This window comes from Ancylobacter polymorphus (genome assembly GCF_030813495.1).
GTDB classification, from domain to species: domain Bacteria; phylum Pseudomonadota; class Alphaproteobacteria; order Rhizobiales; family Xanthobacteraceae; genus Ancylobacter; species Ancylobacter polymorphus.
Map to the genome: position 1 here is coordinate 277,675 of NZ_JAUSUI010000002.1, position 25,727 is coordinate 303,401.

Genomic DNA, 25,727 nt, shown 5'->3' on the forward strand with positions numbered 1-25,727 from the left:
GGGGGAGGGGGTGCTTCTAGGTTCGGTCTAACGCAACGTCAGCGAGCGCCCCCGACCGATGAACGATGCCGCGTCCCGCCCGTCCGCCCCGCCCGCCGCCGAGTGGCATGCGCTGCCCCATGAGGAGGTGGCCGGCCGGCTCGGCGTCACCAGCGCCGGGCTGACACCGGAGGAGGCGCAGGCCCGGCTGAAGGCGCATGGGCCGAACGCGCTGCCCGAACCGCCCGGCCGCCCGCCTCTGCGGCGCTTTCTCGCCCAGTTCAACAATGCGCTGATCTATTTCCTGCTCGCCGGCGCGGCGGCGGCGCTGGCGCTCGGCCATTATGTCGATGCCGGCGTCATCGTCGCAGTGGTGCTGGTCAATGCGCTGGTCGGCTTCATCCAGGAAGGCAAGGCGGAACAGGCGCTGCGGGCCATCCGCAACATGATCTCGCCGCACGCCCATGTGGTGCGTGCCAGCCGCCGCCAGAGCGTGCAGGCGCGGGACCTCGTTCCCGGCGATCTCGTGCTGCTGGAAGCCGGCGACCGGGTGCCGGCGGACACGCGGCTCATCCGCGCGCGCGGCATGCGGGTGGACGAAGCGATCCTCACCGGCGAATCCGTCGCCGCCCTCAAGAACGAGGCGGCCGCGCCGGTGGAAGCGGCGCTGGGCGACCGGCATTCCATGGCGTTTTCCGGCACCACCGTGGCCGCCGGGCAGGGGGCCGGCATCGTCGTCTCCACCGGCCCGCATACGGAAATCGGCCGCATCGGCCGCCTCATCGCCGAGGTGGAGCCGCTGGCGACCCCGCTGCTGCGGCAGGTGGACGTCTTCGCCCGCCGCTTCACCACGGTGGCGCTGGTCAGCGCGGCGGCCTTGTTCCTGTTCGCCGTCGCGGTGCGGGGCTATGGCTGGAGCGAGGCACTGATCGCCGTGGTGGCGCTGGCGGTGGGCGCGGTGCCGGAAGGCCTGCCGGCGGTCATCACCATCACTCTGGCCATCGGCGTGCGGCGCATGGCACGCCAGCACGCGGTCATCCGCCAGTTGCCGGCGGTGGAGACGCTGGGGGCGACCTCGGTGATCTGCTCCGACAAAACAGGCACGCTGACGCGCAACGAGATGACCGCCTGCCGGCTGGTGATCGCCCAGGACGACCTCGCCGAGATCGCCGTGTCCGGCATCGGCTATGACCCCGCCGGTGCGCTCGGCTGGACGGGAGCCGGCGGGCAGGGCGACCCGGCCACGGCGGCGGCGGGGCTGCTGCGTGCGGGGCTGTTGTGCAACGACGCGCATCTGCACGCTGAGAACGGCGTCTGGCGGGCGGAGGGCGACCCGATGGAGGGAGCGCTCGTCACGCTTGCGGTCAAGGCGGGTCGCGATGCCGCCGTCGAACGGGCCGCCTGGGTGCGGCTCGACGAGATCCCGTTCGACGCCGCCTATCGCTTCATGGCGAGCCTCCACCGCAGCCCGGAGGGCGAGGCGGTGCTCTTCGTCAAGGGCGCGCCGGAGGAGGTGCTGCGCCTTGCCGGCACTCCGGGTGGCGGCGCCTGGGAGGCGGCGATCGCCCGCGCGGCGGCGGCGGGCGAGCGCGTGCTCGGCTTCGCCATGAAGCGACTCCCTGTGGCGCCGGCGCGCCTCTCCTTCGAGGATGTGCGCGAGGGGTTCAGCTTTCTCGGCCTCATCGGTTTCATCGACCCGCCGCGTCCGGAGGCGGTGACCGCCATCGCCGAATGCCGCAGCGCCGGCATCGGGGTGAAGATGATCACCGGCGACCATGCCGCGACCGCCGGGGCCATCGCCCGCCAGCTCGGCCTCGCCGAGACCCCGGTGGTCGCCACCGGGGCGGAGGTGGATGCGGTGAGCGACGACGACCTCGTCGCCCTCGCCGCCCGCACCGATGTGTTCGCTCGCACCAGCCCGGAGAACAAGCTGCGCATCGTGCGGGCGCTGCAATCCACCGGCGCGGTGGTGGCGATGACCGGCGACGGGGTGAATGACGCGCCCTCGCTGCGCCAGGCCGATGTCGGCATCGCCATGGGCGGCAAGGGCACGGAGGCGGCGAAGCAAGCGGCGGATGTGGTGCTGCTCGACGACAATTTCGCCACCATCGTCGCGGCGGTGAAGGAGGGCCGCACCGTCTACGACAATATCCGCAAGATGATCGCCTGGACGCTGCCGACCAATGGCGGCGAGGTGCTGGCGGTGATCGGCGCCATCCTGTCCGGCGTCGCCATGCCGATGTCGGCGGCGCAGATCCTCTGGATCAATCTGGCGACCAGCGCGACGCTCGGCCTGGCGCTGGCCTTCGAGCCGACCGAACCCGGCATCATGGCGCGCCCGCCGCGCCCGGCCAAGGCGGGGCTGATGAGCCGCTTCATGCTGTGGCGGGTGGTGCTTGTCTCGGTTCTGTTCACCCTCGTGTCCTTCGCCGTGTTCTTTCAGTCGCTCTGGCGCGGCCAGGAGGTGGAAATGGCCCGCACGCTGGTGGTGAACACGCTTGTCGTGATGGAGATTTTCTACCTTTTCAACGTCCGCTTCCTGCACATGCGCTCGCTCAGCTGGCGCGGGGCTCTGGGCACGCCGGCGGTGCTGCTGGCGCTGGCGGCTGTCGTGGCCGGCCAGTTCGCTTTCACCTATCTGCCGGTCATGCAGGCGATCTTCGACACACGGCCGGTGGCGCTGCTCGACGGGGTGATGATCATCGCCATCGGTGTCGCGCTGATGGTCGTGCTGGAGGGGGAAAAGCTGCTGCTGCGGCGCCTCGGCCTCTTCGCGGCGGGCGAGATGTAGCGGGCCCCGCTACTGCGCCGCGTCGCGGTGCTCGATGCGGGCGGCGAGCGCCGGCGAAAGCCCGGTGGTCGGCTTGGCCGGCGGGCGGCTGAAGCGGCCGCGCACCGGTTTGCGCGGGGCAAGGGTGACGAGCCCTTCCGCCATCTTCACCGCCGCGACGATGGGATCGACCACCGGCACGGGCACCTGCGCCCGCAGGCGCGGGGCCATGCCGGCGAGCGGCGCCCCGCCGAGGATCACCACATCCGCCCCATCCTCCTCCACCGCCTCGCAGGCGAGCGCGACGATGGCCTGTTCCATCTCCGCCTGCACATTTTCGATCGCTGTGAACGGCAGGCTGCGGGCGCGGATGCCGGCGCAGCGGCCGGAGAGGCGATAGGCGTCCACCGTGTCCTGATACCAGTTGGCCATGGTGGTGGTGAAGGTGACGATGCTGAAACGCTGGCCCAGCGTGCAGGCGGTCAGCATCGCCGCCTCCGCCATGCCGAGCACGGGCAGGTCGAACAATTCACGCGCCGGCAGCAGGCCGGGATCGCCGAAGGCGGCGATGATGGCGGCGTCATGGTCGCCCTGGTGCTCGGCCAGCATTTCCAGCGTCAGCGCCCCGGCGAGCTGCGCCTCGCTGCGCGAGGCGATGTAGGGCACGCCGCGCGGGGCGGTGAGGCCGGTGAGCACCGTGCCCGGGGCAACCGTGGGGCGGGCGGCGGCGAGCAGCATCTGCGTCACGGCGTCGGTCGTGTTGGGATTGAGCACGAGAAGGCGCACGGGGTGAATCCTTAGGCAGCGGCCCCGGCGGTGGCGGCAAGCCGCGCCAGCACGCCGGTGCTCGTGTGCATGACATGGGCGGCGAGCAGCCGGCCGGCGGTGTCGGACTGGCGCGCCTCAAGCGCGGCGAGAATGGCGCGGTGTTCCTCGATGGATTCGGCCCAGCGCGCATGGGTGCCGAGGGCGAAATAGCGGGCCCGTTCGGCGCGGGCGAACAGCCAGCCATGCATTTCCACCAGCGTGGCATTGTGGGCGCCGGCGAGAATGGCGCTGTGAATCGCCTGATTGACCGCGAAATAGGCGGCGAGGTCGCCGGCGCGGTAATGCGCCTCCATCGTCTCCTGCAGATCGCTGAGATGGCCGAGTTCACGCGCGCTCAGGCGCTCGGCGGCATATTCGGCGGCGATGCGCTCCACATTGCTCAGCGCCTCGAACAACTCGGTGATGTGGGTGGCGTCGAAAGGGGCGATGCGGGCGCTGCGGTTGGGGCGCAGCTCCACCAGCCCCTGCGCCGCCAGCATCTTCACCGCCTCGCGCAGCGGGGTGCGGGAGATGCCGAGGCGCGCGCACAGATCCGCCTCGACGATCGGTGCGCCCGGCGCCAGCGCCCCGGTGACGATCATCTCCCGCAACTGGCGGCCGGCCTGCGCGTGCAGCCCGGCGCGGCTGAGCCGTTCCGTTGCCGAAGCCTCGACCGGGCGCAGCTTGCGCGGGCGCCCTCGCTTGCGTGGTGTGTCCATCCGTTCCGTCCCCCTGCCGATCCTAGCACGCAGGCGCGCCGCGATAAGCAGCCTTGACGCTGCAATTATAGCCACATTCTGACGTTGGAATAGGCGCTTGGAGTAAATTGTATTCAACATACAAAAAATCATTGCGCGGACGGTCCGCGCGTCTTTTACTTCCCGGCAGGCGCGGTTCGGCTGCCGCTTCGCAGGAAGAGGCAGCCCGGTGCCGCAGGCCGCCCGGAGCGGTGATCCGCTCCGGCGGGAATGGGCAGGCGTAAAGGGGAGTGAGCGTGTTCAGCTCATTTCTTGGTCAGAAACGAAGGTTTTCTGACGCTTATTTGCGCTTGGCCGCCTGTATTGGCCTCGTATAGTGCGGATGTTTTCGCCGCACCTGTGGTGTAGCGCAGGGCGAAAATGCTCTTTCGGGTTGGCGTGCCCATCATCGTGATCCCGTCTGCGGGTTCCGTTGCTGCGGCGTGCAACCGTAGCGGCGTAATCTACAGTTCGACAACGAACGGGCTGTAAGGCGGGGTCGTATCGGTTCTCAAGATCCGGAGGGGATCATGTGTGATCGTGACGGCACCTTCTATCGTAACTTCTCGCGCCGCAGCTTCCTGAAGACCTCGGCCGCCGGCGCGGCGGCCACCATCGCGCTGCCGGCCGGGCTGGCGAGCCTGCTGGCGCCGAACGCGGCGCGCGCCGCCGGCACCACCATCAAGGCGACGCACGGCTCCGGCTTCTGCAATATGGGCATCTTCCTCGCCAAGGAGCGGGAACTGACCAAGGCCGACGGCGTCGATCTCGAATTCGTGGTGACCCCGTCCAATACCGAGATCACCACCATGTTCGGCGCGGGTCTCGTCGACATGTCGATGATCCCCTATTCCAACTTCATGACGCTCTACGATGCCGGCGCGCCGGTGAAGATCGTCGCCGGTGGCGGCGTCGAAGGCTGCATCATCGTCGCCAAGGAGGGCATCACCTCCGCCGCCGACCTCAAGGGCAAGACCTTCGGCACCTTCCAGGCCGACACGCTGGAAGTGCTGCCCTATGATTACCTGAAGAAGGCCGGGCTTTCCTTCAACGACGTGCAAATCAAATATCTCGACACCTCGCCGGAACTGGCCCAGGCCTTCATGGCCGGCGCCATCGACGCCATCTGCCATATCGAACCCTATGCCTCGCAATGCGTGCTCGGCCGCAAGGGTGCGACCGTGCTGTCGAACGGCACCGACGTTTATGGCAAGGGTTATTCCGACTGCGTGCTCGCCGTGCGCACCCCGCTCCTGGAGAGCAACCCGGCGGCGGTGAAGGCGGTGATCAAGGCGCTGATGGTCGCCCAGTCGCAGGCCGAGGCCGACAAGCAGGCCGCGCTCAAGGACACGGTCGGCAAATACTACAAGACCAGCATGGAAGCGGCCGAGGACGCCTCGACCAAGCAGCCCATCGTCGTCGACCAGCGCAACCAGACCCAGTTCATCATCGATCGCGGCCAGTCGATGATGGAACTCGGCTACGTCAAAAAGCTGCCCGATCAGGGCGCCTTCGACTGGAGCCTCTTGGAGGCGGTGATCGCCGCCAACAAGCCGCTCTATGACGGCCTCAAGCTGAAATCGGCCTGAGCCCGGCGGCCCTCTGCCCACGGGGAAGAGGGCCGAGGCGGGGCGCCGCCGCCGCCCTGCGGCGGCCCCCGCCTCCTGCTGAGCCTTCCACGGGCGCCATGCGGCCCGTGGGCGTGCCATCCGGGGTCCGGTCTCCGCCCGGCCCCGCTTCACTGGAAGGACGCCATGACGATGACCGCAGATGCCGGGCAGACGCGCCTCGGCGAGGCCGGGGCCGGGCGCCCGGCGCCGAAGATCAAGCCGCCGCTCCTCTCGCCCGCCCTGCGCCGGCGGCTTTCCGCCATCGGCTGGGGGCTGATCTCGCTCAGCCTGTTCGCCGGCCTGTGGGAGGCGCTGTGGTTCTTCGGCATGCTGAACCCGCTGCTGCTGCCGCCGCCGCACCTGTTTCTCTCCGATATTCCCGGCACGCTGAAATTCTTCGACCGTTCCAACCGTATCGGCTCGGTGGCGAGCGGGGTGGGCGTGTGGCCGCTGCTGTTCACCATGGGTTCGACCACGCTGCGCGTGCTCGTCGGCCTCACGCTGGGCTTCACCTGCGGCGTCGCGGTGGGCGCGGCGATCCATTATGTGAAGCTCCTGCGCAACCTGCTGCTGCCGACCATCCTGCTGCTGGCCCCGATCTCGCCGGTGGCGTGGCTGCCGGTCGCCATCTTCGTCTTCGGCATTGGCGATGTGCCGGCGATCTTTCTCGTCTTCATCACCGTGTTCTTCGCCATCGTGCTCTCGACGGGAGCGCAGATCGAAAGCGTGCCGAAGAACTACATCCATGTCGCCCGCATCATGGGCGCCAGCCAGCGCCAGACCTTCTGGAAGGTCATTCTGCCCGCCATCCTGCCCAGCCTGTTCATGACGCTGCGGCTGAACCTTTTCGCCGCCTGGATGGTGGTGCTGATCGCCGAGACGGTCGGGGTGGGCACCGGGCTCGGCCAGATCACCTCGATGGCGCGCTCCACCTTCAACGCCAAGCTGGTCTTCTTCACCATGGCGATCATCGGCCTGCTCGGCTTCCTCTCGGACTTCGCCCTGCGGCAGGTGCAGAACAAGATGCTGTGGTGGATCGCCCCCAACCAGGGAGCCGCACGATGAGCCGCCCCGCCGTTTCCATCCAGTCCGTCTCCAAGCGCTGGACCCCTGAGGGCCGCGCCCCGGTGCTGGCGCTGGACAACCTCAGCTTCGATGTCGCGCCGGGCGAGTTCATCGTCCTGCTCGGCCCTTCCGGCTGCGGCAAGTCCACCCTGCTCTATATGATCGCGGGTCTGGAGGAGGTCTCCGGCGGAACCATCGCCTGCGATGGCGAGCCGGTCACCGAGCCTTCCGCCGAGCGCGGGCTGATCTTCCAGGAAGCCTCGCTGTTTCCCTGGCTCACCATCGCCGACAATGTCGCCTTCGGCCTCGCCGTGCAGCATGTGCAGCCGGTGAAGCGCCGCGAGATCGCGGTCGAGACGCTCAAGCGCGTCGGCCTCGGCGACATGCTGGACAAGAAGCCGGACGAGCTTTCCGGCGGCATGCGCCAGCGCGCCGCCTGCGCGCGGGCGCTGGCCATGCGGCCCAAGGTGCTGATGATGGACGAGCCCTTCGCCGCGCTCGACGTGCAGACCCGCGCCCGCATGCAGGACTTCCTGTTGCAGATCTGGCGCGACAGCGGCGCTTCCATCCTGCTCGTCACCCATTCCATCGACGAAGCCATCTCGCTGGCCGATCGGGTCGTGGTGTTCACCTCGCGCCCCGGCCGGGTGAAGACCATCGTGCCCATCGACCTGCCGCGCCCGCGCGAATCCCGCGATCCGCGCTACCACGCCTATCGCGACCTGTTCACCGAATTGCTGGCCGACGAGGTGGACCGCGCCTTCGCCGAGCAGGAGGCGGTGTAGGCGCCATGGCTGCCCATTTCCTCGCCGCCGCCCTGCCGATCGGCCCGGCGGGCCGCGATCCCGCGCCGCTCTGGCGCGAGGCCGAGGCGGGCATTGCCGCCGCCGCCCGCGCCGGCGCCGGTCTCGTCGTGCTGCCCGAACTCTTCGCCCTTCCCTATGTCGCCGCGGAAGCGCCCGGCGACTGGGCCGTGCTGGCGGAGAGCCTCGACGGGCCAACCGTGACGGTCATACGGGCGGCGGCGATGGAAAGTGGCGCCGCCGTGCTGTTCGGCATGGCGCTGGCGAATGACAGCGGGCGGCCCTTCAACGCCGCTCTGCTCGCCCGGCCGGACGGGCGGGTGGAGGTGCTGGCGCACAAGATCCATCTGCCGCCCGCCGGCCCCGGCGAGCCCTATGGCGAGCCCGATCATTTTTCGCCTGGCGAACCGGCCGTCTGCAGTGTCGAGATCGGCCCGGTCCGGGTGGCGGCCCTCATCTGTTACGACCGCCGCTTCCCGGAATGCTGGCGCGCCGCCGCGCAGGCGGGGGCGGAGGTGGTGGCGGTGCTTGTCGGCGGGCCCGCCCCCTCCGATCCGCAAGGGCTCTACGCCGCCGAACTTCAGGCGAGCGCCCGCGCCAATGCCGTCTACGCGCTGGCCGCGGCCCGCTTCGGCACTGAGACCGTCACCGGCCGGCCGGTGCGCCATGATGGCGAAACCCTCGCCTTCGGCCCCGACGGGGCGCTGCTCGCCCGCGCCGCGCGCGCCGACCGCCGGCCGCTGAGCGTCGCCATCGATCCCGAACGTCTCGCCAAGGCGCGAGAGACCAACGCCACGGCGGCGCGCCTGCGCCTGCCCCGTCAGTTTGAGGTAGCATCATGTCTGAATTGATCGTCCAGGCCCGCTGGGTCGTTACCGGCATCCGCGACCGCTTCACCCCCGAGGTGATCGAGGAGGGCGCGGTGCTCTCGCGCGACGGCGTCATCGTCGCGGCCGGGACGCTGGACGACATGCAGAAGCTGGCCCCAATGGCCGAGGTCCGGAAGTACCCCGACCACGCCATGCTGCCCGGCTTCGTCAACAGCCACCACCATGTCGGCATGACGCCGCTGCAGCTCGGCTCGCCCGACCATGCGCTGGAACTGTGGTTCGCCAGCCGCATGCCCGCCCGCCGGCTCGACCTGACGCTCGACACGCTCTACTCGGCCTTCGAGATGATCGCCTCCGGCGTCACCACGGTGCAGCACATTCATGGCTGGATGCCGGGCGGCTATGACGCCATCCACGGCGCCGCCAGCAAGGTGCTGAACGCCTACCGTTCGCTCGGCATGCGCGCCTCCTATTGCTATGCGGTGCGCGAGCAGAACCGGCTGGTCTATGAGGCGGACGAAGCCTTCTGCGCCCGGCTACCGGCCGATCTCGGCGAAGCGCTGGCCAAGCACCTGAAGTCGCAGGCCATGCCCTTCGACGATTTCCTCAAACTGTTCGACCAGCTGTCGGCCGAGAATGCCGGCCAGGATCTGACCCGGATCCAGCTCGCGCCGGCGAATCTGCACTGGTGCACGGATGAGGGCCTGCAGGCGCTCGACGCCAAGGCCAGGGCGGCCGACGTGCCGATGCACATGCACCTCTTGGAGACCATCTACCAGAAGGAATATGCCCGCCGCCGCACCGGCAAGACGGCGCTGCGCCATCTCCACGATCTCGGCGTGCTGGGCCCGCATATGACGCTCGGCCATGGCGTGTGGCTGAACGAGGAAGATATCGACATCGTCGCCGAGACCGGCACCTGCATCTGCCACAATTGCTCGTCGAATTTCCGCCTGCGCTCCGGCCTCGCCCCGCTCAACCGCTGGGAGGCCAAGGGCATCACGGTCGGCATGGGCCTTGATGAAGCCGGCATCAATGACGATCGCGACATGCTCTCCGAACTGCGCCTCGCTTTGCGCGTCCACCGCGAGCCGGGCATGGAGGACGAGGACGTGCCGACCTGCCCGCAGGTGGTGAAGATGGCGACCGAAGCCGGCGCCATGACCACGGCGTTCGGCGCCAGCATCGGCCGGCTGGATGCGGGCCGCTTCTTCGACGCCGTGCTGATCAACTGGAACAAGGCGACCTATCCCTATCAGGACCCGGACATTCCGATGCTCGACGCGCTGGTGCAACGCGCCAAGATGGGCGCGGTCGACGCGGTCTTCATCAATGGCGAGCGTGTCTATGAGGATGGCCGCTTCACCAAGGTCGATCGCGAGGCGGTGCTGGCGGAGATCGCCGAGACGCTTGGCAAGCCGCGCAGCGAGGACGAGGTCGCCCGCCGCGAGCTTGGCCGCGCCGTGTTCCCCTATGTGAAGAAGTTCTATGAGGGCTATCTGCCCGAGGCCGAGCCGACGCCGTTCTACGCCGCTTCGGCGCGCATCTAACCCCCCGACCCTGCGCGCTGAGAGACGGGCGCCCCGCGTGGGCGCCCTTTTTCGTGTTTGGAGCGTTTTCGAGCGACGTGGATACCGGTTCGCGTGAAGGGCGTGCGCTCACGCAGCCTCAGCGCCGGCGCTCCAGCGTGGCGAAGAACAGCACGGTGAGGCCCAGCACGATCAGCAGCAGCACGAAGGCGGCGGCGGCGCCCTCATTCAGGTGCAGGCCGAGAAAGGCCCGGCGATAGGCGAAGAAGCTGAGCACCTCGGTAGAATTGCCCGGCCCGCCCTTGGTCAGGATATAGGGCAGGTCATAGGTGCGGAATTCGTTGATCAGCTGGATGATGACCGCGATCGCCGCCACCGGCCGCAGCATCGGCAGGGTGATGTACCAGAACTGCTGCAGCGGCGTCGCCCCGTCCACCTCCGCCGCCTCATAGGGATCGCGCGGCAGCGAGGCGAGGCCGGCGGCGAGAATCAGGATGACGAAGGAGGTTTGCTGCCAGATGTCGATCGCCGCCATGGTCCACAGCGCGAAATCGGCATTGCCGAGCCAGTCGAGCCGGGGCAGGCCGAGGCTTTCCATCACCTGGTTGGCGATGCCGAGATTGGGCTGCAGCAGCATGCGCCAGATCAGCGCCACGCTCACCGGCGACATCGCCATGGGAATGGTGAGGATGGCGAAATAGACCGGCTTCATCGTCACCGCGCGGTTCAGCATCAGGGCGACACCGAGCCCGAGCACGAATTCGCCCGCCACCGTGACCACGGAATATTTGATGGTCAGCCACAGCGCGTCCCAGAACAGCGGGTCGCTCATCACGATGGTGAAGTTCTTGAAGCCCGTGAAGGGCTGCAGCATCGGCTTCAGCAAGGTGAGCGAGGAAACCGAGATCAGCGCCGCATAGACCAGCGGCAGGCCCATGACGATGGCCAGCGTGAGAAGGCCCGGTGCCGCGAAGGCCCAGCCGGTGCGCCAGTCCCGATCCGCCAGTGCCGCAAAGCGCATGCGCGTCGTCCGTTACTTCATGAGCGTCGAGAAGAGAGACCGGCGCGCCAGCCGACGAGGGGGAAGGCTGGCGCGCCGTATCGCCGGGAGCCTGCGGGGCTCACGCAGGGTTCCCGGCGGATGGGGTTACTTGTTGAGCAGCTGGGTCAGGCCGTCCGCGGCCGCCTTCAGCGCGTCCTCGGGCTTGGCCTGCCCGCCGGCGGCCAGCGAGAGCTGGGCGCCGAGCACGTCCTCATACTGGGCGGAATAGGCGAAGATCGGGAACGACTTGCCGGAAGCGACGACCTCGAGGCCGGTCTTGTAGAACGGGTACTTCTTCAGCACCGCCGCATCCTCGAACACGTCCGAGCGCACCGGCGCGTGGCCTTCCAGGGCGCGGGCGACGGAGATCTTCTTGCCCTGCACCCATTCGATGAACTTCCAGGCCGCGGCCTTCGATTCATCCGAGGTGTTCTTCGGGATGCCCCAGCCCCAGCCGCCGCTCTCGCCATGGCCGCCGGGCATGACGGACAGCGCCAGCTTGCCGGCCACCTTCGGGCACTTCTCGGCATTGTCGAGCTGCGGCAGCATCCACCAATAGGTGACCATGCTGAAGGCTTCGCCGGCGCACATCAGCCGCATCGTGTCGTCGAGCGTGGCGGAGAGGGCGCCCTGCTGCGCGCCCTTCTGCACGTTCTCGGCATAGAGCTTCAGCGCGGTCAGGCCTTCGGGGCTGTTGAGCACCACCTTGCGGTTGGCATCGAGATAGGCGCCGCCGGCGGAGAACAGATAGTTGGAGAACTCCATCGAATTCGGGTCGCCGCGCTGGCCCTGCATGGCGGCGCCGACGACCGGCGTGTTGGCCTTGAAGAAGGCGGAGAGCGCAACGTAATCGGCGAGCGTGGCCGGCAGAGCCAGCTCCTTGCCGGTCTTGGCCTTGTAGTCCGCCTTGATCTTGGCGTCGTTGAGCAGATCGGTGCGGTAGATCAGGCCCATGGAGTAATTGTACATGGGCAGGATCGGGGTCGCGTCCTTGGTCTGGCCGAGCAGGTCCAGCATGGACGGGATGAACGGCTTCAGGTCGAAGCCGGACTTGGCGATGTAGGGGTTCAGGTCTTCCAGCCAGCCGGCGGCGGGGAATTCGCCCGCCCAGAGGAAGTCGACTTCGAGCAGGTTGTAGTAGCTCTCCGGCGAAACGAGCTGGGCGACCAGCTTGTCGTGCATGTCGCCATAGCCGATCTTCTCGAATTCGACCTTGATGCCGGTCTCCTTCTCGAATTCCGGCAGCAGCTTCTCGATGATCTGCGTCTCCGGCACGTCTTCCATCAGCGCGCGCAGGGTCACGTTCTGCGCCTGCGCCGCACCGGCCGTCGCGAGCAGGGTGGCGCCGAGCAGCGCCGCCTTGAGGCCACACCTAAACTGCATCTCGTTCTCCTGTTCCTCTGGAGCGGGCTTTGCCCGCCTCGTTGGCGCACGCCCGAATGGGCGCGGCGGAAGGCACGCTTACTTCACGCTGCCGAAGGTCAGCCCTTGGACGATGAAGCGCTGGATGAAGCGCGAGGCGATCACCAGCGGCAGCACGGCGAGCACGACGCCGGCGGAAACCTTGGCGATCTGCACGCCGTTGGAGGTCTGGAGCGCGGCCAGCGCCACCGGCACGGTCGCGGTCTGTGGACCGCTCAGCACCAGCGCGAACAGGAACTCGTTCCAGGTGAGGATGAAGCCGAGCACGCCGGCCGCGGCGATGCCGGGTAGGGAGACCGGCAGCACGATGCGCCAGAACGCCCCCCAGGCGGTGGCGCCGTCGGTCTGCGCCGCCCATTCGAGATCGACGGGGATGCCCTCGAAGAACCCCATCAGGATCCAGATGAGGAAGGGCAGGTTGACCGCGGCATAGACGATGATGAGGCCGGTGAGCGAATTGGTGAGCCCCACCGTGCGCAGCAGCGCGAAGGCCGGCAGCACGATGGCGACGGGGGGCAGCATCTGCGTCGCCAGCACGGCGAAGCGCCCGGCCCGGCCGCTGGTCTTGAAGCGGGCGAAGGCATAGCCGGTCATCGCCGCGAAGGGCAGCGCCACCACCACCGAGCCGAAGGCGACGATCAGGCTGTTGAGATAGGACTGGCCGTAGCGGGTGGAGGTGAACAGGGCGACGTAATTGTCGAGCGTCACCGCCGGCATCAGCTCCGGCGAATAGGACAGGTGCTCGGGCAGCAGGCTGGTGCGGATGACCCAGAGCAGGGGCACGAGGATGACGGCGCAGGCGAAGAGAAGTCCGAGATGAAGTCCGATGCGCCGCATGCCGCCCCCTCCCTCAGTTCTGACCGAGGCGGAGGCTGGGACGGGGGAAGGCCCGCGTCGTCTCCGTGTCGAACAGGTGCATGGGGCGCGGATCGAGATAGAGCGGCACGCGCGCGCCCACCGGCGCCGTGAAATGGCGCGACAGCCGCGCGGAAATTTCCTGCGGCTTGCCCGTGCCGGCGCCCGTCCCGATCTGCCCGACCAGAATATTCTCGACGCCGAGCGCTTCCATCGCCACGACGCTGGCCTCGATGGGCGCGTAGCCGGGCTGCGGCGCCTCGTGCAGGTCTTCCGGGCGCAGGCCGAAAATCACTTCGCGCCCGGCGACGGGTGCATAGGCGGCGCGGTGGCGCTCCGGCACCTCGACAGCAAAGCCGTCGCCCACCACCATGAGCGCGTCACCGCGGGCCTCCAGCCGGGCGGGCAGCAGGTTCATCGGCGGGGTGGCGAGGAAGCGGGCGACGAAAGTGTCCACCGGGTCGGCATAGACATCGAGCGGCCGACCGACCTGGATCATCCGGCCGTCGCGCATGATGCAGATGCGGTCGCCCATGGTCATCGCCTCGACCTGGTCATGGGTGACATGGACGATGGTGCGGCCCAGCCGGCGGTGCAGCTTGACGAGTTCGAGCCGCATTTCCGCCCGCAGCTGGGCGTCGAGATTGGATAGCGGCTCGTCGAGCAGGAAGGCGACGGGATCGCGGACGATGGCGCGGCCGAGCGCGACGCGCTGGCGCTGGCCGCCGGAGAGCGCGGCGGGCTTGCGGTCGAGATAGGGGGTGAGGCCGAGCAGCCCCGCCGCCTCGCGGATCTTCTCGTCGATCAACGGGCGGGCGACGCCGCGCATCTTGAGGCCGAAGCCCATATTCTCGCGCACGCTCATATGCGGGTAGAGCGCGTAGGACTGGAACACGACGGCGATGTTGCGGTCGCGCGGGGGCACATTGTTGACGCTGCGCCCGGCGATGCGCAGATCACCCGAGGTGATGCTCTCCAGCCCCGCGATCATGCGCAGTGTTGTCGATTTTCCGCAGCCGGAGGGGCCGAGGAAGATCACGAACTCGCCTTCTCCAATGGAAAGGTCCACGTCGCGGACGCCATAGGCGCCGTTGGCGTAGAGCTTGGAGACATGATCGAGTTCGATCGACGACATCAGCGATCCTTTGCCCATCGGGGCCGGGCCCCGTCCTCGGGTGCGGAGGGAGGAGGAAAACTCCGCCCGCTGCGCCGTCGGCGGGCGGAGTGTAATCGGACAAAAACGAACACCGCAAGCGCTAATTCAAACGCGACTGCATGAAAATCGATCACGTCGCGCGGCGGGCGCGCTCAGGTCGTGTAGACGCCGCCGGTGACGTTGACGCCCTGTCCGGTCATGAACCGCGCCTGTTCCGAGGCGAGGAACACCACGACATCGGCCACGTCTTCCGGCACTTCCAGCCGGCCGAGCGGGGTCTGGGCGATATAGTCGTCGATCACACGCTGCGGGCTCACGCCGCGCAGGCTGGCCTCCCACTCCACCTCACGCGACTGCATGCCGGTGGCCACGAAGCCGGGGCAGACGGCATTGACGCGGACGCCCTTGGCCGCCAATTCGCGCGCCAGCGCCTGCGTCCAGCCGAGCACGGCGAATTTCGAGGCGGAGTAATGCGCGAGGAAGGGGGCGCCGACCTTGGCGGCGAGCGAGGCGGTGTTGACGATGCAGCCCTTGCCCTGCGCCACGAAGTGGCGGGCGGCGATCTGGTTGGTGAGGAAGACGCCGCGCGTATTGACGTCGAAATTGAAGTCCCATTCCTCGTCGGTCAGGTCCAGCGCCCCGCGCATGGTGGAGACGCCGGCATTGGCGACCAGCAGGTCGCAGCCCCCCAGCCCTTCCAGAACCTGCGCGAAGGCGGCCTCGACCGAGGCGCGCTTGCGCACATCCACCTCGACCGCGATGGCGCCGTCGCCAAGCGTGGCCACCGTCTCCTGCGCCGCCGCGAGGTTGATGTCGCCGACGGCGACCCGCACGCCCTGCCTGGCCAGCGCGACGGCAATGGCCCGCCCGATGCCGGTGGCGCCGCCGGTCACAAAAGCGAGGCGGCCCCTCAGCTCGTAATAGGCCGGTACGGGGGCGGAAAGCGGGGGCGGGTTCATGCGGGGCTCCTCATGTTCGCGGGGCAGCTTATATGAACATAAGCGCACATCAAGTGTGTTGTTGTGTTTGATCTTGTGCGTTTAATGGGCTAGACAGGATTGGCCGACCGGCCGCGAATCCGCTCCTCTGCGAGGGAACCGCGATCAGGCAGGGGTGAGCGATGGCCGACGATATGTCCTACCGAGAGAGTGTCCTGGCCGAGCCGTCGGCCGGCGAGGACCGTCCGCGCCCGCTCTCGCATGTACGCCACGCCCGGATTCTGGATCATCTCGCCGCCGCCGGTTCCGTTGGCGTCGCGGCTCTCGCGACCGAACTCGGCGTGTCCGACATGACCATCCGTCGCGATCTGCTGGAGCTGGAGCGCGACGGAAGGCTGCTGCGCGTGCATGGCGGGGCGGTACTGGCGGAGACGCCGGCCAGCAGCGTCGCCATGGACAGCGAGGAGCCGCGCTTCGACGCCCGCCTGCGCCGCGGCAGCGAGGCCAAGGCCGCCATCGCCGCCTGCGCCGCTGGCATCATCGCCGGCTACCGCACCTGCGCCATCGATGTCGGCACCACCACCTATCTGATGGCCGGGCATCTGCGCGAGGCGGACCATCTCAAGGTCTTCACCAACAGCCTGCGCGTCTCCGCCCATCTCGATGGCGGCGCGCCGGAAGTCTATGTCGCCGGCGGCCGGGTGCGCCCGGAGGAGATGTCGGTGTGGGGCCCCACCGCCGTCGCCCAGTTCGAGAAGCTGTGGTTCGATGTCGCCGTGCTCGGCACGTCGGGCATCACGGCGGAAGGCTTCTTCGATTATTCCTTCGAGGACACTGACATGAAGCGCGTCTATCTGCGCCGGTCGGGGTTCAAGATCCTTCTGTGCGACAGCGCGAAGTTCCAGCGCATGTCTCTGGTCCAGGTCGGCACGCTTGCCGACATCAACCTGCTCGTCACCGACGCCGAGCCGCCCCCGCGCATCGCCGCCGCCCTCGCCGCGGCGCGTGTCGAGGTGCGGCTCGCGCCGCCCGCCGCCGGACAGTGAGGCGCCGCGCGCGCCGTCCCCTCAAGGAGAGTTGCAATGGTTTTCGAGTGTTTCGGCGCCAAGAAGAAGGTCGTCATCGCCATGGCCCATATCGGTGCCCTGCCCGGTGCGCCGCTCTATGACGCCGATGGCGGCCTCGACAAGCTGATCGAGGGCGTGCTCGCCGATGTCGAGAAGCTGCAGGCCGGCGGCGTCGACGCCATCATGTTCGGCAATGAGAACGACCGTCCCTACGTGTTCAAGGGGTCGCCCGCCTCCATCGCCGCCATGTCGGCCATCGTGCAGGCGGTGAAGCCGAGCCTGAAAGTGCCGTTCGGCGTGAACTATCTCTGGGACCCCGTCGCGACCGTCGCCATCGGCGCCGTCACCGGGGCCAGCTTCGTGCGCGAGATCTTCACCGGCCTGTTCGCCTCCGACATGGGCCTGTGGGAGCCGAACTGCGCCGAGGCGGCGCGGCTGCGCCACGACCTCAAGCGCGACGACATGAAGATGCTGTTCAACATCAATGCCGAGTTCGCGCATTCGCTCGACCAGCGGCCGATCGAGCTGCGCGCCAAGAGCGCGGTGTTCTCCTCGCTCGCCGACGCCATCCTCGTCTCCGGCCCGATCACCGGCCAGCCGGCCGACCAGTCGCACCTCAAGAAGGTGGCGGAGACGGTGAAGGACGTGCCGATCTTCGCCAATACCGGCGTCAATATCGACAATATCCGCGACATCTTCTCGGTGGCCTCGGGTGTCGTCATCGGCACCCATTTCAAGGTGGACGGCAACACCTGGAATGCGGTGGAGCAGGCCCGGGTGTCGCGCTTCATGGATGTGGTGAACTCCATCCGCTGATCTGAACCTTCAGCCTGTCCTCATCCCGGCACGGCGAGCGCCGTGCCGGGATGAGGCTTGCCTTACCCCCACGCGGCCGCGCGCCACGATGAGGTCTTCACGATGAGCTGCGTCCTCGGCCTCGATATCGGCACCACCTCCACCATCGGCCTGCTGTTGCGGCTGCCGGGGGAGATCCTGGCCGTCGCCTCGCGGCCGGTGACGCTGACCTCCCGGCACGCCGGCTGGGCGGAGGAAGACCCCGCCGAGTGGTGGGCCAATGTCTGCGCGCTCAGCCATGAACTCATCGCGCGCGCCGGCATCGACGCCGCCGAGATTTCCGCCGTCGGCGTCACCGGCATGCTGCCGGCCGTGGTGCTGCTGGACGGGGCCGGAAACCTCCTGCGCCCCTCGATCCAGCAGAGCGACGGGCGCTGCGGGGCGGAAGTGGCGGAACTGCGCGCCGAGCGCGACGAGGCCGCCTTCATCGCCAAGGCCGGCAACGGCATCAACCAGCAGCTCGTCACCGCCAAGCTGCGCTGGATCGCCCGCCACGAACCGGACGTGTTCGCCCGCATCGCCACCGTGTTCGGCTCCTATGATTATGTGAACTGGCGCCTCACCGGCGAACGGGCGGTGGAGCAGAACTGGGCGCTGGAGGCCGGCTTCGTCGATGTCTCCCGCCACGCCATCGACGACGATCTCGTTGCCTGGGCGGGCATTCCCCGCAGCGCCATACCGCGCAAGACCGCCTCGCATGAGGTGATGGGCCATGTCTCGCCGCAGGGCGCGGCGGCCACCGGCCTTGCGGTCGGCACGCCGGTCATCGGCGGCGCGGCGGACATGATCGCCTCGGCGCTGGGCGCCGGCGTCACCCAGCGCGGCGACATCCTTTTGAAGTTCGGCGGCGCCATTGACGTGCTGGTGGCCACCGACCAGGTGAAGCCGGACCCGCGGCTTTATCTCGATTATCACCTCATCCCCGGCCTCTTCATGCCCAATGGCTGCATGGCGACCGGCGGCTCGGGGTTGAACTGGTTCGTGCGCAACTTCGCCGGCGGCGAGGCGGCGGCCGCGGAGAAAGCCGGGCTCAGCCTGCACCAGCATCTCGACACGCTCGCCGAGACGCGTCCGGCCGGCGCGGACGGTCTTACCGTGCTGCCCTATTTCCTCGGCGAGAAGACGCCCATTCACGACCCCGCGGCGCGCGGGGCGATCGACGGGCTCACCCTTTCGCACGATATCGGCCATGTCTGGCGGGCGCTGCTGGAAGGCTATGCCTATGCCTGCGCCCACCATGTCGAGGTGCTGGCCGACATGGGCCACTCCGCCGGCCGCGTGCTGGTGTCCGATGGCGGCTCGAATTCGCGCGTGTGGATGCAGATCGTCGCCGATGTGCTGCAGCAGCCGGTGCACCGGCTGAAAGGCCATCCCGGCTCCTCGCTCGGCGCGGCCTGGACGGCGGCGGTGGGCATCGGCGCGGCGGAGTGGGGCGGCATTTCCCGCTTCGTCGAACAGGACGAGACCTTGCAGCCGAACCCGGCCTTTGCGGCGATCTATGCCGCCGGCTATGCCCGCTACCGCGATCTCTATCGCCGCCTCGAAGGGCGCCCTTCATGAGCGCGCCGCGCCTCAGGGCGGTGGCCTGGGACATTGACGGCACGCTGATCGACAGCGAGCCGCTGCATCACCGCGCGCTGCTTGCCGCCTGCCGGGCGCTCGGCAGCGATCTCTCGGACCTGCCCGACCAGGCCTTTCGCGGCATCCATATGGGCGATGTGTGGAAGCTCGTCTCTCCGCGCCTCGCCGCCGAGGTGACCGAGGCCGAATGGGCGGCGCTGATCGACACGCACTATACCGAGAACCGCGCCAGCCTCATCGCCCTGCCGGGCGCCGTCGCCACCATCCGCGCGCTGGAGAAGCTCGGCGTGGCGCAGGCCTGCGTCTCCAATTCCAGCCGCTCGGTGGTGGACGCCAACATCGCCGCGCTCGGCATCGCTGACGCCATCGCCTTCTCGCTCAGCCTCAACGATGTCACGGCGGGCAAGCCGGACCCCGAGCCCTATCGCCGCGCCTGCGCCCGGCTCGGCCTGCCGCCCGAGAGCGTGGCGGCGGTGGAGGACAGCCGCTCTGGCGCGCTCTCCGCCCGCGCGGCCGGGCTGTTCGTGGTGGGCTACACCCCGACCGGCGGTGGCTTCGAGGCGGTCGACCTTGAGATCGACCGGCTGGAGGATTTGCTGGCGCTGTTCTCGTAACGCACGCGCCGCTCAGCGAGCGGCACGCTAGACCAGCAGTTCCTCCAGCGCATCGACCAGCAGGTCGGCATGCGCCGTGGTCACGCACAGCGGCGGACGGATCTTCAGCACATTGCCATAGCGGCCGGCGGCGCCGATGAGGATGCCGTGGTCGCGCAGCCCGTTGATCAGCCGCTTGGCGAGGTCGGGTGCCGGGCCCTTTTCGGTGCCGAACTCGATGCCGAGATAAAGCCCGGCCCCGCGCACGGCGGTGATGGGTGCGCGCGCCTGCAGCCGCGTCAGCCGCGCGGTGAGGTGCCGCCCGACCCGCGCCGCATTGGCGATGAGGTCGTCCTCCTCGATCGCCTCCAGCACGGCGAGCCCGGCTGCGCAGGCTGCCGGGCTGCCGGCGAAGGTGTTGAAATAGCCGAAATCGGCGCAGAAGGCGTCGAGGATCTCCGGGCGGGTGACGAGGCCGGCGATGGGGTAGCCATTGCCCATCGGCTTGCCCATGGTGACGATATCCGGCACCAGCCCGTGGCGGGAAAAGCCCCACATGCCGGCGCCGGTGCGCCCGAAGCCAGGCTGCACCTCATCGGCGATGAACAGCCCGCCGGCCGCGCGTACCACCTCGACAGCGGTTTTCAGGAAGCCCGGCGGGTCGGCATAGACGCCGTCGGAGGAGAAGATGGTGTCGACCAGCAACCCGGCGAAGCCGATGCCGTCCGCCTTCAGCGCCGCGATCTCCGCCTTCACCGCGTCGGCGAAGCCCTGCGCCACATCATTGCCGAACAGCGCCGGGTCGGGCGGCGGCACGGTGCGGACATGGCGCGGCGGCGCGCCGGTCTTGTAGGAGGAGGGCGAGACCTCGGTGACGGTGGCGGTGTTGCCGTGATAGGCGGCGCGGGTGACGATGATGCCCTCCGCGCCGCTCGCCTTTCGAGCCAGCCGCAGGGCAAGGTCGTTGCTCTCGCTGCCCGTGCAGGTCAGCACCACATTGCTCAGCGCGGCCGGGAAGGTGGCGAGCAGCTTTTCCGCGTAATCATGCGCCACATCGAACAGATAGCGCGAATGGGTGTTGAAGCTGCCGATCTGCGCCCGCACCGCCTCCACCACCTTGGGGTGGCAGTGCCCGACGCTGGGGACGTTGTTGTAGAAGTCGAGATAGGCCCTCCCGTCGGAGGCGTGGATCGTGGCGCCTTCCGCCCGCAGGATGCGCAGCGGCTCGTCATAGAACAGCACCGAGCCCGCCCCGAAGGCGCGGCGGCGGCGCTCCACCAGCGCGGCGACATCGGGCGCCATCGCGCCGGTGGCGCCGGAGAAGGCGTTGAGATCGAGAATCTGCCGTTCCGGCTGCGCGTCCGGCCGCGTCATGATGCTGCCCTCCCGGCCACGGCGCGTGGCTGCTGCGCGTCATAGGTGGCGAGAAAGGCGCGGGCGAGGTCCACCGTGCCATGGGTATAGCCTTCGCCCAAAGCCTGCGCGGTCGGGGTTTCCGCATGCGAGGCGATCCAGGCGGTGAGCAGCAGCCGGCGCAGCATGATGAACACCGGCAGCAGCGCGCAGTCCTCCTCGGCGAGCGGCGCGACCGTGCGATAGCCCTCGATCCACGCCGCCTGCAGCGTCGGAATATACGGCTCGTGCTCGCTGAAGCTCACGGCAGAGGCGAAGTCGTAGAGATACCAGCTGAAGCCGCAATCATCGAAGTCGATCACCGAGAGCGTGTCGCCCTCCACCAGCAGATTGGCGAGCCGCATATCGGCATGGACGAGGCCGAAACGCGCGTCGTCGGTGCCATAGTCGTCCAGCAGGTCGCGCAGCACCGCGTCGGTGCGCTCCAGCACGGCGCGGCCCTCAGGCGTCAGGCCCGGCGCGGCGCGCCAGTCGCCCCACAGCTTCACCTTGCCCAGCATGGCGTCATAGTCCCAGCGCTTGCGGGTGAAGCCTTCGGGGCGCTGCCAGGCGCGGGCGTGAAGGTGCAGCCGGGCATTGATGGCGCCGAGCTCGCGGTACCAGCGGGCGAGGTCGTCGCCCTCCGCCGGCTCGCGCCCCGGCAGCAGCTCGAACGCCACGGCATGGCGGCGGGTGCCGTCCTCGTCGAGATCGGCGATCAGCCCGCCGTCGACCTGCGGCACCGGGGTCAGCGTCGCCACCACGCCCGCGCGCCCCAGCGCGGTGAGCCAGGCGAGTTCGGATTCGATCTCCGCGCGGCTGTGATAACCCGGCCGGTGGACGCGGAACACCAGCGCGCGCCCGCTCGCCGGGTCCTCGGCGCGGAAGGTGGCGTTCTCGGAAATGGTGAGCAGCCGCACCTCGCTCGCGTCGGAGAGGCCCCAGCGCGGCAGGGCGGCGCGCAGGGCGTTCTCGATCCGGCTGAGGAAGGCGGCGTCATAGATCGGCTGGGTCATGGCTTTACGTCTCGGCAATAGTGATCTCGACCCGCGCCCGCCCCAGCGCCCGCGCCACCGCGCCTTCGGGCGCGCGGTCGGTGACGAGGTGCTGGATGTCGGGAATGCGGGCCCAGATGGCGAGCGAGGGCACGTCGAATTTCTGGTGGTCGGAGACGATGATGGTCTGCGCCGCCCGGTTCATCATGGCGCGGTAGACATAGGCGGCATCCGGCTCGGCATCGGCGAGGCCGTCCGTGGTGATGCCTGATATGCCGAGAATGGCGCGGTTCACATTGTAGTTCTGCAGGAACTCGCCGGTTTCCACCCCCACCATCATGCCCTCGCGCGCATTGTAGCGGCCGGGGCACATGATGACCTCGATGGTCGGGTTGGCGGAGACCACCGTCGCCACCGAGAAGGAATGGGTGATGATGGTGAGGTCGCGGCAGGCGGCGGCCATGCGGCGGGCGACATGGGTCGTGGTGGCGCCGGCGCCGATGGCGATCACCTCCTTCGGGGCGATCAGCTTCACCGTGGCGGCGGCGATGGCCTCGCGCTCGGCCACCATCAGCCCGTGCCGCTCGGTGACGGAGGGTTCGGAGGCCAGGGGCCGCACTGCGCCGCCATAGGTGCGGTTGATCAGCCCCTTCTCGCCCAGCTCGAACAGGTCGCGGCGGATCGTTTCCGTCGAGACGTTGAGCTCGGTGGCGAGGTCGCCGACGCGCGCCGAGGCCGAGGCGCGCATTTCGGCGAGGATGCGCGCCTGCCGCGCCGCCTTGTCGAGGCGGGGCGGGCGGCGCCCGGCGCGCGTATCGGGCTCGGCCCTGTCCTTCGGTGCGGCGCCGTTCATGCCGCCGCCCGCCGCCGCAGCAGGATGCCGATCAGCCCCCCGGCCAACAGCAGGCAGGCCGCGCCCAGCGTCGCCATGGTGCCGAGCGCCGGCACCATCGGCGTGTAGCCGGCCACCATCTTGGCGTAGAGCCATTCGGGAATCGTCGAGTCGGCACCCGTTGTGTAGAGCGAGAGCGGGAAATTGCTCCAGGACAGCAGGAAGGCGAACAGCATGCCGGACCAGATGCCCGGCCACAGCAGCGGCAGCGTCACCTCGCGGAACACCTGGGTGCGCGAGCAGCCGAGATCATAGGCCGCCTCTTCCAGCGACGGGTCGAAGCCATAGACCTGGATGGCGATGACCAGCGTCACGACAGGCACGATCCAGATCATGTGGGCGAACACCGCCGTCATCCAGCTTGTCTGGATGCCCACCGCGTTGAAGCCGAGCAGCATGGCCAGCCCCAGCACCGGCTGGGGGAAGAAGATCGGCAGCAGGATGAGCTTCTGGTAGAGCTTGCGCCCCTTCCACTCATAGCGGGCGAAGGCCAGCGCGCCGAAGGTGGCGATGACGACGGAGAACACCGTCACCAGCAGCGCGATCGCGATCGAGGTCTTCACGATCATGCCGATCTCGATCGAATCCAGCGTCTTCTGCCACCATTCGGTCGAGTAGGTTTTGATCGGAAAGCCGAAATACCGGCTCTTGTTGAAGCTCGCCAGCGCCCCGCAGACGATGGGCAGGTAGATTGCGACGAGGACGAACGCCGTCCACGCCCAGATGGCGGCATTGGTGCGCTTGTGGCCCATGGCTCAGCGCCTCCCCAGCATGCGGTCGAGATCGAGCTTCGACAGGGCGAACAGGGTCAGCGCACCGATGAAGAAGGTGACGAGCACCGCCAGCGCCGAGCCGAGCGGCCAGTTCTGCGAATAGGTGAAGGCGATTTCGATATCGTGCGAGATGACGATGATCGACTGGCCGCCGAGTATCTTCGCTTCCGCCGTGGCGCCGATGGCGAGCACGAAGGTGAGCAGCATGCCGATGAGAATGCCCGGCATGGCCAGCGGCAATTCGATCTCGCGCCAGATGAACAGCCGCCCGGCGCCGAGGTCGCGCGCCGCGTCCACGAGGTCGCGCGGCACGAGGGCGAGGCCGAGCGTCATCGGAAACAGCATGAAGGGCAGGTAGGTGTAGACCATGCCGAACAGGGTGACGCCCGGCGTGTACAGCACTTCCGGCCCGCCGGAGAGGCCGAGCCATTTCAACGTGCCGTCGAGCACACCGTTCTTGATGAAGAACAGCACCCAGCCATAGAGCCGCACATTCTCCGAGACGAACAGCGGGAAGACGAAGAACACGCTGATCAGCGCCGACCAGCGGCCGAACACCATGTTGAGCCCATAGGCGATGGGGTAGGCGATGACGGCGAGGATCGCCACGGTCAGCAGCGCCAGCCCGCAGGACCACAGGAAGGACAGCCACACCGTGTTGGAGGGGTCGAACAGCGTGGCGAAATTCGTCAGCGTGAAACTGGTGAAGACATCGAAGCTGCGCGGCGTGGCGAAGGCATAGCCGAAGATCGCCACCAGCGGCGCGAGAAAGCCGATGCCGAGCAGGATCGCGACCGGGAGCGCACAGCGCGCACCGACCGAGAGCATCCGGGCATGGCGCAGCTGGCGGGCGCTTTCGGCGGCGGCCCCCGGCGCGGGGGCGAGGGCGAGATCGGCCATGCTCAGCTCTCCAGCGTGAAGGCGTCGGCGGCGTCCCAGCCGAGCGTCACCTGGCGGTCGAGGCTGGCGGGCAAAGCGCGCCCGCGGGAGAGCTCGACCAGCATCACCTTGGCCCCGACCCGCACCTGATACTGGATGCGCGAGCCGAGCGAATATTCGTTATAGACCACGCCCCCCAGCCGGTTGTCGGCGCTCTCGCCGGGGCCGAGAATGCGCATGAATTCGGGCCGCACCACCACGAAGGCCTCGTCCAGCACGGCGCCGCTGCGCGGCGGCGCGAGCGTGAAGGTGCCCGGCACGTCGACGCCCTGCCAGCTGCCATCCGCGGCGCGCTTCACCTTCAGCGTGTTCACCTCGCCGACGAATTCGCAGACGAAGCGGTCGACCGGCGCGCCGTAGATTTCCTCCGGCGTGCCTACCTGCACCAGCCGGCCGGCGCGCATCACGCCGATGCGGTCGCTCATCACCATCGCCTCTTCCAGCGAATGGGTGATGTAGATGAAGGTCTTGCCGGTCTCCCGGTGCAGATCCTTCAGTTCCTTTTCCAGCGTCTTCTTCAGCTTGTAGTCGATGGCCGAGAGCGGCTCGTCGAAGAACAGCACTTCCGGGTCATAGGCCAGCGCCCGGGCGAGGGCGACACGCTGGCGCTCACCGCCCGAGCACTTCATCACGTTCTTGTCGAAATAGCTTTCCGGCAGGCGGACGATGCGCATCAGTTCCAGCGCCCGCGCCTTGCGGGCGGCCGCATCCACGCCCTTCACCTTGAGCGGGAAAGCGATGTTCTCGCCCACGCTCTTGTGCGGGAACAGCGCCAGCGACTGGAAGACGAGGCAGGTCGGCCGCTTGTTTGGCGGCACATCGTTGATGAGCTTGCCGTGCAGGGTGATGTTGCCCTCGCTCGGCGTGTCCATGCCGGCGAGCATGCGCAACAGCGTGGTCTTGCCCGAGCCCGAGGGGCCGACAATGGTGAGGAACTCGCCCTCGCGCACATCGAGGTCGATGTTCTCGACGGCGGTGAAGGCACCGAACGTCTTGCGGATGCCGACCAGCTGAAGGATCGGTTTCGGCAGTTCGGTGCTCAGGGCGTCGGCCGGCAGGGTCTGGAGCATCAGGTCTTCCGTCATGAGCCGGTGGCG

23 protein-coding genes are annotated in these 25,727 nt (G+C 68.4%); 10 read left to right on the top strand and 13 right to left on the bottom strand.

The window, feature by feature from the left end; genetic code table 11:
- Positions 1–58 precede the first annotated feature (58 nt).
- Positions 59–2,770, top strand: a complete 2,712-nt coding sequence (locus tag J2S75_RS05635) for an HAD-IC family P-type ATPase (protein ID WP_307018836.1) — start codon at positions 59–61, stop codon at positions 2,768–2,770.
- A 9-nt stretch (positions 2,771–2,779) separates the two neighbouring features.
- On the opposite strand, the gene J2S75_RS05640 is transcribed toward J2S75_RS05635, so the two are convergent.
- Positions 2,780–3,535: an aspartate/glutamate racemase family protein gene (locus J2S75_RS05640; RefSeq protein WP_307018837.1), complete on the bottom strand. Its 756-nt coding sequence runs from the start codon at positions 3,533–3,535 to the stop codon at positions 2,780–2,782.
- An 11-nt stretch (positions 3,536–3,546) separates the two neighbouring features.
- On the bottom strand, positions 3,547–4,275 hold the full coding sequence (locus J2S75_RS05645) for a GntR family transcriptional regulator (protein ID WP_307018838.1): 729 nt from the start codon (positions 4,273–4,275) through the stop codon (positions 3,547–3,549).
- 548 nt (positions 4,276–4,823) lie between these two features.
- Between J2S75_RS05645 and J2S75_RS05650 the strand changes: the two genes are divergently transcribed.
- The 5 genes from J2S75_RS05650 (at position 4,824) to J2S75_RS05670 (ending at position 10,151) form a co-directional block, all read left to right on the top strand.
- Entirely contained in the window at positions 4,824–5,882 is a 1,059-nt protein-coding gene (locus tag J2S75_RS05650) for an ABC transporter substrate-binding protein (RefSeq protein WP_307018839.1), read from the top strand.
- A 165-nt stretch (positions 5,883–6,047) separates the two neighbouring features.
- Positions 6,048–6,968 (top strand): ABC transporter permease, encoded by a 921-nt coding sequence (locus tag J2S75_RS05655; RefSeq protein ID WP_307018840.1) that lies wholly within the window; start codon positions 6,048–6,050, stop codon positions 6,966–6,968.
- Entirely contained in the window at positions 6,965–7,753 is a 789-nt protein-coding gene (locus tag J2S75_RS05660) for an ABC transporter ATP-binding protein (protein ID WP_307018841.1), read from the top strand. Before J2S75_RS05655 ends, J2S75_RS05660 begins: the two co-directional genes overlap by 4 nt.
- A 5-nt stretch (positions 7,754–7,758) precedes the next feature.
- A complete protein-coding gene (locus J2S75_RS05665; RefSeq protein ID WP_307018842.1) occupies positions 7,759–8,622 on the top strand; it encodes a carbon-nitrogen hydrolase family protein in 864 nt (287 codons plus the stop codon).
- Positions 8,610–10,151, top strand: coding sequence for an amidohydrolase family protein (locus J2S75_RS05670; protein WP_307018843.1), 1,542 nt, complete (start codon positions 8,610–8,612; stop codon positions 10,149–10,151). Before J2S75_RS05665 ends, J2S75_RS05670 begins: the two co-directional genes overlap by 13 nt.
- Positions 10,152–10,269: 118 nt before the next feature.
- On the opposite strand, the gene J2S75_RS05675 is transcribed toward J2S75_RS05670, so the two are convergent.
- The 5 genes from J2S75_RS05675 to J2S75_RS05695 all read right to left on the bottom strand — a co-directional run bounded on the left by J2S75_RS05675 (position 10,270) and on the right by J2S75_RS05695 (position 15,564).
- Positions 10,270–11,151, bottom strand: a complete 882-nt coding sequence (locus J2S75_RS05675) for a carbohydrate ABC transporter permease (protein WP_244379739.1) — start codon at positions 11,149–11,151, stop codon at positions 10,270–10,272.
- 126 nt (positions 11,152–11,277) lie between these two features.
- Positions 11,278–12,555, bottom strand: a complete 1,278-nt coding sequence (locus J2S75_RS05680; protein ID WP_307018844.1) for an extracellular solute-binding protein — start codon at positions 12,553–12,555, stop codon at positions 11,278–11,280.
- Between the two features lie 78 nt (positions 12,556–12,633).
- Positions 12,634–13,431 carry a carbohydrate ABC transporter permease gene (locus J2S75_RS05685; protein ID WP_244379735.1) on the bottom strand — a complete coding sequence of 266 codons (798 nt, stop codon included), beginning with the start codon at positions 13,429–13,431 and terminating at the stop codon, positions 12,634–12,636.
- Positions 13,432–13,444: 13 nt separating this feature from the next.
- The gene (locus J2S75_RS05690) at positions 13,445–14,584 is read right to left on the bottom strand and encodes an ABC transporter ATP-binding protein (RefSeq protein ID WP_307018845.1); all 1,140 of its coding nucleotides are present in this window, start codon (positions 14,582–14,584) and stop codon (positions 13,445–13,447) included.
- A gap of 173 nt (positions 14,585–14,757) precedes the next feature.
- Positions 14,758–15,564 (bottom strand): SDR family NAD(P)-dependent oxidoreductase, encoded by an 807-nt coding sequence (locus tag J2S75_RS05695; RefSeq protein WP_307018846.1) that lies wholly within the window; start codon positions 15,562–15,564, stop codon positions 14,758–14,760.
- 161 nt (positions 15,565–15,725) lie between these two features.
- Between J2S75_RS05695 and J2S75_RS05700 the strand changes: the two genes are divergently transcribed.
- The 4 genes from J2S75_RS05700 to J2S75_RS05715 all read left to right on the top strand — a co-directional run bounded on the left by J2S75_RS05700 (position 15,726) and on the right by J2S75_RS05715 (position 19,660).
- Positions 15,726–16,589 (top strand): DeoR/GlpR family DNA-binding transcription regulator, encoded by an 864-nt coding sequence (locus J2S75_RS05700; RefSeq protein WP_307018847.1) that lies wholly within the window; start codon positions 15,726–15,728, stop codon positions 16,587–16,589.
- A 36-nt stretch (positions 16,590–16,625) separates the two neighbouring features.
- Positions 16,626–17,426 carry a BtpA/SgcQ family protein gene (locus J2S75_RS05705; protein WP_244379727.1) on the top strand — a complete coding sequence of 267 codons (801 nt, stop codon included), beginning with the start codon at positions 16,626–16,628 and terminating at the stop codon, positions 17,424–17,426.
- A 102-nt stretch (positions 17,427–17,528) separates the two neighbouring features.
- Complete coding sequence (locus tag J2S75_RS05710) at positions 17,529–19,025, top strand: FGGY-family carbohydrate kinase (RefSeq protein ID WP_307018848.1); 1,497 nt, start codon at positions 17,529–17,531, stop codon at positions 19,023–19,025.
- Entirely contained in the window at positions 19,022–19,660 is a 639-nt protein-coding gene (locus J2S75_RS05715) for an HAD family hydrolase (protein ID WP_307018849.1), read from the top strand. Before J2S75_RS05710 ends, J2S75_RS05715 begins: the two co-directional genes overlap by 4 nt.
- A 27-nt stretch (positions 19,661–19,687) precedes the next feature.
- Here the strand turns inward: J2S75_RS05715 and J2S75_RS05720 are convergent, their stop codons facing one another.
- From J2S75_RS05720 to J2S75_RS05745, 6 genes are read right to left on the bottom strand one after another with little or no spacing between them, the layout of a single operon-like run.
- Positions 19,688–21,013, bottom strand: a complete 1,326-nt coding sequence (locus tag J2S75_RS05720; protein WP_307018850.1) for an aspartate aminotransferase family protein — start codon at positions 21,011–21,013, stop codon at positions 19,688–19,690.
- Positions 21,010–22,047, bottom strand: a complete 1,038-nt coding sequence (locus J2S75_RS05725; RefSeq protein WP_307018851.1) for a phosphotransferase enzyme family protein — start codon at positions 22,045–22,047, stop codon at positions 21,010–21,012. The genes J2S75_RS05720 and J2S75_RS05725 overlap by 4 nt, the downstream gene beginning before the upstream one ends.
- 4 nt (positions 22,048–22,051) lie before the next feature.
- On the bottom strand, positions 22,052–22,879 hold the full coding sequence (locus J2S75_RS05730) for a DeoR/GlpR family DNA-binding transcription regulator (RefSeq protein ID WP_307018852.1): 828 nt from the start codon (positions 22,877–22,879) through the stop codon (positions 22,052–22,054).
- Entirely contained in the window at positions 22,876–23,670 is a 795-nt protein-coding gene (locus J2S75_RS05735) for an ABC transporter permease (RefSeq protein ID WP_307018853.1), read from the bottom strand. The genes J2S75_RS05730 and J2S75_RS05735 overlap by 4 nt, the downstream gene beginning before the upstream one ends.
- Positions 23,671–23,673: 3 nt before the next feature.
- A complete protein-coding gene (locus J2S75_RS05740; RefSeq protein ID WP_307018854.1) occupies positions 23,674–24,591 on the bottom strand; it encodes an ABC transporter permease in 918 nt (305 codons plus the stop codon).
- 2 nt (positions 24,592–24,593) lie between these two features.
- Positions 24,594–25,700 (bottom strand): ABC transporter ATP-binding protein, encoded by a 1,107-nt coding sequence (locus tag J2S75_RS05745; protein WP_307018855.1) that lies wholly within the window; start codon positions 25,698–25,700, stop codon positions 24,594–24,596.
- Positions 25,701–25,727 lie beyond the last annotated feature (27 nt).

Coding starts and splice junctions, on each gene's coding strand:
- J2S75_RS05635 (WP_307018836.1), top strand. CDS start 59: ATGAACGATGCCGCGTCCCGCCCGTCCGCCCCGCCCGCCGCCGAGTGG.
- J2S75_RS05645 (WP_307018838.1), bottom strand. CDS start 4,275: ATGGACACACCACGCAAGCGAGGGCGCCCGCGCAAGCTGCGCCCGGTC.
- J2S75_RS05650 (WP_307018839.1), top strand. CDS start 4,824: ATGTGTGATCGTGACGGCACCTTCTATCGTAACTTCTCGCGCCGCAGC.
- J2S75_RS05655 (WP_307018840.1), top strand. CDS start 6,048: ATGACGATGACCGCAGATGCCGGGCAGACGCGCCTCGGCGAGGCCGGG.
- J2S75_RS05660 (WP_307018841.1), top strand. CDS start 6,965: ATGAGCCGCCCCGCCGTTTCCATCCAGTCCGTCTCCAAGCGCTGGACC.
- J2S75_RS05665 (WP_307018842.1), top strand. CDS start 7,759: ATGGCTGCCCATTTCCTCGCCGCCGCCCTGCCGATCGGCCCGGCGGGC.
- J2S75_RS05670 (WP_307018843.1), top strand. CDS start 8,610: ATGTCTGAATTGATCGTCCAGGCCCGCTGGGTCGTTACCGGCATCCGC.
- J2S75_RS05675 (WP_244379739.1), bottom strand. CDS start 11,151: ATGCGCTTTGCGGCACTGGCGGATCGGGACTGGCGCACCGGCTGGGCC.
- J2S75_RS05680 (WP_307018844.1), bottom strand. CDS start 12,555: ATGCAGTTTAGGTGTGGCCTCAAGGCGGCGCTGCTCGGCGCCACCCTG.
- J2S75_RS05685 (WP_244379735.1), bottom strand. CDS start 13,431: ATGCGGCGCATCGGACTTCATCTCGGACTTCTCTTCGCCTGCGCCGTC.
- J2S75_RS05690 (WP_307018845.1), bottom strand. CDS start 14,584: ATGTCGTCGATCGAACTCGATCATGTCTCCAAGCTCTACGCCAACGGC.
- J2S75_RS05695 (WP_307018846.1), bottom strand. CDS start 15,564: ATGAACCCGCCCCCGCTTTCCGCCCCCGTACCGGCCTATTACGAGCTG.
- J2S75_RS05700 (WP_307018847.1), top strand. CDS start 15,726: ATGGCCGACGATATGTCCTACCGAGAGAGTGTCCTGGCCGAGCCGTCG.
- J2S75_RS05705 (WP_244379727.1), top strand. CDS start 16,626: ATGGTTTTCGAGTGTTTCGGCGCCAAGAAGAAGGTCGTCATCGCCATG.
- J2S75_RS05710 (WP_307018848.1), top strand. CDS start 17,529: ATGAGCTGCGTCCTCGGCCTCGATATCGGCACCACCTCCACCATCGGC.
- J2S75_RS05715 (WP_307018849.1), top strand. CDS start 19,022: ATGAGCGCGCCGCGCCTCAGGGCGGTGGCCTGGGACATTGACGGCACG.
- J2S75_RS05720 (WP_307018850.1), bottom strand. CDS start 21,013: ATGACGCGGCCGGACGCGCAGCCGGAACGGCAGATTCTCGATCTCAAC.
- J2S75_RS05725 (WP_307018851.1), bottom strand. CDS start 22,047: ATGACCCAGCCGATCTATGACGCCGCCTTCCTCAGCCGGATCGAGAAC.
- J2S75_RS05730 (WP_307018852.1), bottom strand. CDS start 22,879: ATGAACGGCGCCGCACCGAAGGACAGGGCCGAGCCCGATACGCGCGCC.
- J2S75_RS05735 (WP_307018853.1), bottom strand. CDS start 23,670: ATGGGCCACAAGCGCACCAATGCCGCCATCTGGGCGTGGACGGCGTTC.
- J2S75_RS05740 (WP_307018854.1), bottom strand. CDS start 24,591: ATGGCCGATCTCGCCCTCGCCCCCGCGCCGGGGGCCGCCGCCGAAAGC.
- J2S75_RS05745 (WP_307018855.1), bottom strand. CDS start 25,700: ATGCTCCAGACCCTGCCGGCCGACGCCCTGAGCACCGAACTGCCGAAA.